Raw genomic sequence first — 6,852 nt, 5'->3', positions numbered from 1 at the left:
AAAACAACGTGTTATAACTGGTTAATACTTAGAAAAAATCAAAAAAGTTGTACAAAATACTAGGACTTTTGGAACGCACTAAACAAACCAATTTCAAAATGATAAATTGGTTGTTTTTTGATGCATAGTGGCTCTAAAAGTCCTATATTCATTGGAAAAATCACAATCTTAATTCAAGCTTCTTTTATTTTAACATATTTGTACATAAAGTCCTGATATTTGGACAAGTATAAAATATTCGAAAATAAAAGATGAAAGAAAGGAGAATGAGAGTAGTGATTCATCTGTCATTTTTATTGTTTCGTATCACAATTAAGAAAAGCTGTCAATAATGTGGATATGGATATTTAAATAACTACCCGTATTCATGAATGATTAAGATAAGAAAGGAAAATAAGATGTTTTTCAAACGACAACAAAGATATTCGATTCGTAAGTATAAAGTGGGTGTCTTTTCGGTGTTTTTGGGTTCATTTATTTTAAGTGTTCCTCTTGCTTTTTCAAATAGTCAAGCAAATGCTTTTGAACCTTCAAAAACTGAACATGGAAATGCTCCATCTGTTGTAGATGACAATGAAATATTAAATAAAGTAGTATTATCAGAGGAAAAGGAGATTATCCAAGATCCAGAACAGATTGCTGTAGCTGATATTACCAATTTAAGTGCTAATGATAAAGAGCGTGTTTTAAAACGTGTTTTAAAAGCGAATCCGCAACTGAGAGCGGAGATGGTAACAGTAGGTAGTGATGGTACAGTATCTGTAACGTATAAAGATAAAGTTTATGTTATTGACAAAACTGTAACGGTTCGTTTAGCAGAAAAGTTACCTGAGGGTGCGAGTTTTCGAGACGGTGGGTTTGTCATAAATCCTAATGGTGAACCTTCAAATTCCGAATATGAATGGACTCGTGGAGAAGGTAATGTCGCACATAATTCTGTTGACACAAAATTTGAATTATTAAAAGACGGTAGAGAAATTAAAGTTACTGTACAATTTAATCCACATGAAGATGCATGGGCGAATCCTTTATATTATCTGACTATTCCTGAAAAAGTAGAACGCATTATAGGAATTGATACACTGACTTCAGAACCTCTAACAGGAGGTCGATATAAAGAGACAGCACAAGGTTATGCTGGAGATAACCCTGTTTCAGAGTGGATATCAGAGAATAGGACTGGTAGCGATTTCAGAAGTTATTCGAGCAAAAATGGTGGTCAAGGATATTATAAAGATAATTTGGATCGTCGTTGGTATGATTTAATTGGATGGCAGATGGGCAAGTATACATCTGATGCAGAACGTAGAATGGGGGAAGATATTAAAAAAGAGACTGCTGGTATTTTGGTGTTTAGAGGAGGAGTAGGAAAATTTAAACATGTTTTTGAATATAGAGCTATATTAAAAGAACCTATTAGAGATATCTCAGAACTACCAATGATGATTGGTTTTAAGAGTTATCAAAATTCTCAAAACTTTGCACGTGCCTATATGCGTATTCCTGTTCCACTTGAAGTAAATGGACAATCAGGAACAGTTTGGTCAGATGAACCTCTTACAAAACCGATAGTAATTGGGCATACAGAAGGGTATCCAACGTCAGCAAGATTGATAACAAATAGTCAAGATACGATTGATGAAGTTACAAATCCAGCTTTAGGAGATACAATAAATACAAAATTAAAAGAAAAAGATGTTGTTTTAGATGCTGGTAGTGTTATTTTGGGAAGAGATAATACACATACTTCTGGTTATACTGTGCGTGTTCGTGTAGATAAGAATGGAAAAACTCCAGCAGTTAGTTCACCTATAAGAATTAGTGCTGTACATGCAACGGATACAACCATTACGAAACAATCTGGTCAACCTACTGCAGAAAATGATATTTATGGAGCTGTTCAAGCTACTTATCAAAGAGGTGGAAGTGATGTTGATTGGAGTAAAGTAACCAAAGAGATTATTGAAGTGAGAACACCGACAGGAGAACTTGTTGATAAAAATAATCTGTCAGAGTTACCTGAGGCACAAAATAATAAAGTTAAAGTACGTTTGACATTGCCGTCTGGTCATCAAAAAGTAGTCACTGTAACAGTGAACTATCCACAAAAAGTGACTGCAACAGAATTTAGCAACTATTATGTATGGGCAGATACAGTAACAAACAATGACTTCACAACAGGAAATATTCAAGGTGTAGATGGTACTGTTATAACGGAAGCGCATTTGACAAATGGCGGCGGTGATGTAAGCAGAGTACAAACGTATGCTCAAGGAGATACAGTAACATCTGTCTTTTCACAGGATAATCGTCAAGTAACGTTCAAAAAAGGGAGTCTTGTTAGAGGTGTGGAAAGTACACAAGGAATGTCACAGTATACACTTCGTGCTGTAGCTGGAACGAGAGATTCAAATAGAGCAGCAATTTCAGATCGTTTCAAAATTGCGGCTTTAGTAGTGACAAATCCGACAACATCTATTGATAAAACAGAAGGTGAGCAAGTTACAGCTGAAGAGATTAAGAATAAAGTGTTTGAAACATATAAAGGGAAGTTAATGGAAGCAGACGGAAAGGTTGCTTTTGATGTTAAACAAGAAAGCATTAAAGCTGTCATTGTAAATTCAGATGATGTGGATACTGCGATGGAAACGACTGCTTTACCAACTTCTGGTAAAAATAATAAAGTGTATGTGAAACTTACAACACCAAGTGGTCAGGATAAGATTGTAACAGTAATCGTTAATTATCCAGAGCCAGTAGATACAGATGGAGATGGTTTCCCAGACGTTGAAGAAAAAGAAAAAGGAAGCAATCCAAACGATGCGACTTCTACACCAAACACAGTAGATACAGATGGAGATGGTTTCCCAGACGTTGAAGAAAAAGAAAAAGGAAGCAATCCAAACGATGCGACTTCTACACCAAACACAGTAGATACAGATGGAGATGGTTTCCCAGACGTTGAAGAAAAAGAAAAAGGAAGCAATCCAAACGATGCGACTTCTACACCAAACACAGTAGATACAGATGGAGATGGTTTCCCAGACGTTGAAGAAAAAGAAAAAGGAAGCAATCCAAACGATGCGACTTCTACACCAAACAGCAAGCCACATAAAGGACATCATGAAATAGGCGTAGGATTGGTGACACCAGATAAACCAGTTCTAAATCTTGATGAAGATTCTGATCATGATGGTTTCACAAACCGTGAGGAGTTAGAGAATGGTACAGATCCGTTTGATAAAGATAGTCATCCAAAACGTTATAAACAAAGTGGTAATATAGGTGTTGGTTCAAAAGATAAATCGGAAAATGTTAATGTTCCAAATGAACTGGAAGATACAGTATCTAAATCTGAAAACCAATTACCACACACAGGAGAAGCGACAAATCATCTGGGATTATTTGTTGGATTTATAACACTTGGATTATCTGGTTTATTAAGTAAATATAAAAAAGATGAAGAATAGCATGGATAGTATGAAAGAGCCTGGAACAAGTATACTTTATCATAGTAGAGTATTTACTTGTAAAAGATGTGGTAAAGAAATTAAAACCATTGAAGGAACGTTAGATAGACGCACAGTATTTTGTAGTTCGGTATGTCGCAGACGTTATTGGAGACATTCCCAGAGGGTTAAAACACAACAGTAATTAGATATTGTCATGTGGTCTAGGCACATGAGGAGAGAAGATTGCGATCTTCTCTCTTTTTAAAATAATCGTTTTGTTTAAATTAGGATGAAGACAACCATAATATAGACATCTGTTTATTGAATACTGTATAAAGTAAATTGTGATGGAGTACCTAAGCAGAAAACAGGAGAGAAGATTAAGTATGAAAAATAGAAAGAAACAATATAATTGGTATACTTTGAAACAGCAATTTTCTATTCGAAAATTGTGTATAGGAACGGTTAGTTTTGCTATAGGAATAATGTTCTGTTTTGGAATAAGTGAGGCAAAAGCTAAGGAAATTCAATATACTTCCAAACAGCAGATGAACAGTGTGGTAAATGAATCGTCTGTATCCGTCTTAGACAAAATAAAAGAAGATATGTCTACTCTTACGGATAAGGATGATTCAGAAAGTACGGTAGAAAAATCAACAGTAGGGGAAAAGAGTATATCTAGTGATGAAACAGAAGATATTAATAAATTAGACAAAATAAGTAAAGAAACTACTTTGATTGTCTTGAAAGCAAAGGCAGATGAAAAGGAAGAATTTTCTATTTCTGGGGAGAAAGATAAAATTCAATTAGTTGAAGAAAAAATAGACAATTCAAAAAATATCTCGGTAACGAGTGACCGTACAGTTAATACAGGATTTAGAAGTTCTAATATTCTTGATGCAAAAAAAGAAGCATTGACAAATGAATATGCTTTAAATATTTCTCGAGGAGTTATTACGTTGGAGGGGGAAATTGTTGATCGTACTTTATATCAACAACCACCATTAGATCCAGATATGGACGATGATAAAGATGGTTTAATCAATAAAGAAGAAATTTATATCTATACTCTGAACGATAAGAAGTACTATGGATACAATAGTCACCCAAAATTAGCAGATACAGACGGTGATGGTTGGCTAGATGGAGATGAAGTAAATAATAAGCACACGAATCCACGAAAATGGGAGACGATCTCTCCTAGAGAAGCAGTGTTATTTATGGAATTGGTGTATCGAGATGATGATTATATCAAAAAAGTATTAGATCCAACTCTTTACTCAGTAGACCGTTATAAGGATCGATTAGAATATGATATCATGCATAAGGAACTTGCACCATTTTGGTATGTGAAAGAAACGTATCATGAGTCAAATGGATTTGATGCAGTGCTTTTTGAAACGAGATTTGATGCAAAAAAATACGGTTCTGTTCCAGATTCGTATATTGATAATTCGCATATTCAGGTACTTGCAATTAGAGGAACAGCAGGTTTTAAAGATGTCCAAAATGATGCGAGTATTCTGTTTAAAACAAATCCTAGTCAAGCAGATTCTGTTGTTAAACTGTTAGAAAGATTAAACCGTGAGAAAAAAGTGAATAATCTTTATATTACTGGTCATTCTTTAGGAGGTTATCTAACACAACGTGCTATGATTGAAGCATACGATAGAAAATATTCATGGATTAGAAAAGGATATACCTTTAATGCGCCGAAAATTGCAGGAAATCTATTTAATCGATATTTAAATCAGTTAGCAGAAAAAGGAGATAAGCTGGCAAAAGACGGAGTGGTCACGCATTATAAGGTGTCTAATGACGGCGTTATTTCTTTAGTTGGCAATTTTAAACATGCTATTAATGTTGGTAAAACCCAAGAAGGACATGGGTCAAGAAGTTATTTTGAAGAGCGAATTTCTAAAGAATTTAGTGGTTTTGTGAATGGGAATAAAGGTAGTTTGTCGGGAACGGGGTATCAAGATGAGTGGTTATATCATTTGAAATTCACCACAAAAGATGATGATTCAGTACGGTATCGTCCAATGGTGAAAGATGAAAGGATTGTGTTACCAGTAAATGCTTTAATGCCATCGAGTTTGCCAAATTCAGAGAATATGTTGAAGAATAGGGATGAATTACCTAAGTCCGAGACATATTTATATTGGGATTTACAACATTTACCAGATACGAGGACAGTAGGTAAGAAAATAGTAACATTGATTGTGGAATATCCAGACCGTTCAAAAGCATTCATTGAGGTACCTGTGATGATTGTGGATTCTACGAATCCAACAGACGTAAGTCATCCAAACGATGCCCAATCAACACCAAACACAGTAGATACAGATGGTGATGGCTTCCCAGACGTTGAAGAAAAAGAAAAAGGCAGCAATCCTGTAAATCCGAATGCAATAGAGAGAAATGAAGATACTTCAATGGAGATAAAAGAGAATGTTGAAAATGAACATGATCAAATTTATCCAGAAACACAAAGAAACTCAATTGGAGAAAATAAACTACGTGATAATGAAGGTCATGAAGATTTGATAAATAATGTGACATACATAGATGAAAATGTTTCTGAAATAGATAAAAATGATACGTTAAGTAAAGAGATTAAAATGGAAGAAACAAATATATTAGAGTCGAATGAGCGTACAAAGGATTTCGGAAAGCTAGATATAACTTCTACTTTAGATATAAATAGTATAAGGTCAGAAAATATTAGTTTAGGAAATAGTGAGGTAGATACAAATTTAGACATTAAATCAGTCAATACAAAGAGAGAGTATTTGTCATATATCGGTAATGGATTGTTTAATAATAAAGTTTTAAAAAATGATAAGTACTTACCCCATACGGGGACTATATTTTCGTCCATTTCAATCGTGGGTGTTGTATTATTTGTCATGGGTATAACAATTAGTATACATTCTAAAAAAACAGAAGACAAAAAATAGAATAGTAGTCGAAAATATTATGCTAGGTAAGACGCACATAGTGACTGTATCGTTATTTATGAAAAACGAAAACAAAGTATTTAGCTGCCATTAGATTAGGAGTATATTTTTTATTTAATGAAAGTATTGTGTGTGAAAGTTAATGATTTCAATACTTAAGAGTCGAGTAATTTTTGTATTTTAGTTTTCATACAAAAACAGTTTTATAATAAAGTTTGATCTAGATACAAATATTCCTGTAGTAAAGTTCATTTTTTGTAACTTTAGTTTTACTTGTTTCGTTTTCTATTTTTAGGTAGTGAATGGACTACCTCAGACTGTTGACAAATTAAAATGTCGACAGTCTTTTTTCGTATCAGACGTTAAGTTGTACGGCTTACCACGATGTACACGATACATCGCTCGTTCTCTACTACGTGTGAGAACGAAGCCATTCGTAC

General features: G+C 34.1%; 2 protein-coding genes. Both read left to right on the top strand.

Annotated features, from left to right (window positions below; all coding sequences use genetic code 11):
• Positions 1-398: 398 nt before the first annotated feature.
• On the top strand, positions 399-3,470 hold the full coding sequence (locus GMA11_RS08885) for a YSIRK-type signal peptide-containing protein (protein WP_163546791.1): 3,072 nt from the start codon (positions 399-401) through the stop codon (positions 3,468-3,470).
• A gap of 368 nt (positions 3,471-3,838) precedes the next feature.
• Positions 3,839-6,412: a Rib/alpha-like domain-containing protein gene (locus GMA11_RS08880; RefSeq protein WP_163546790.1), complete on the top strand. Its 2,574-nt coding sequence runs from the start codon at positions 3,839-3,841 to the stop codon at positions 6,410-6,412.
• The last annotated feature ends 440 nt before the right edge of the window (positions 6,413-6,852 follow it).

It is taken from the genome of Granulicatella sp. zg-ZJ (genome assembly GCF_010892355.1).
Lineage (GTDB): Bacteria > Bacillota > Bacilli > Lactobacillales > Aerococcaceae > WM01.
The sequence above is the reverse complement of the archived record's forward strand: the minus strand, read 5'-3'. Positions and strand labels throughout refer to the sequence as shown.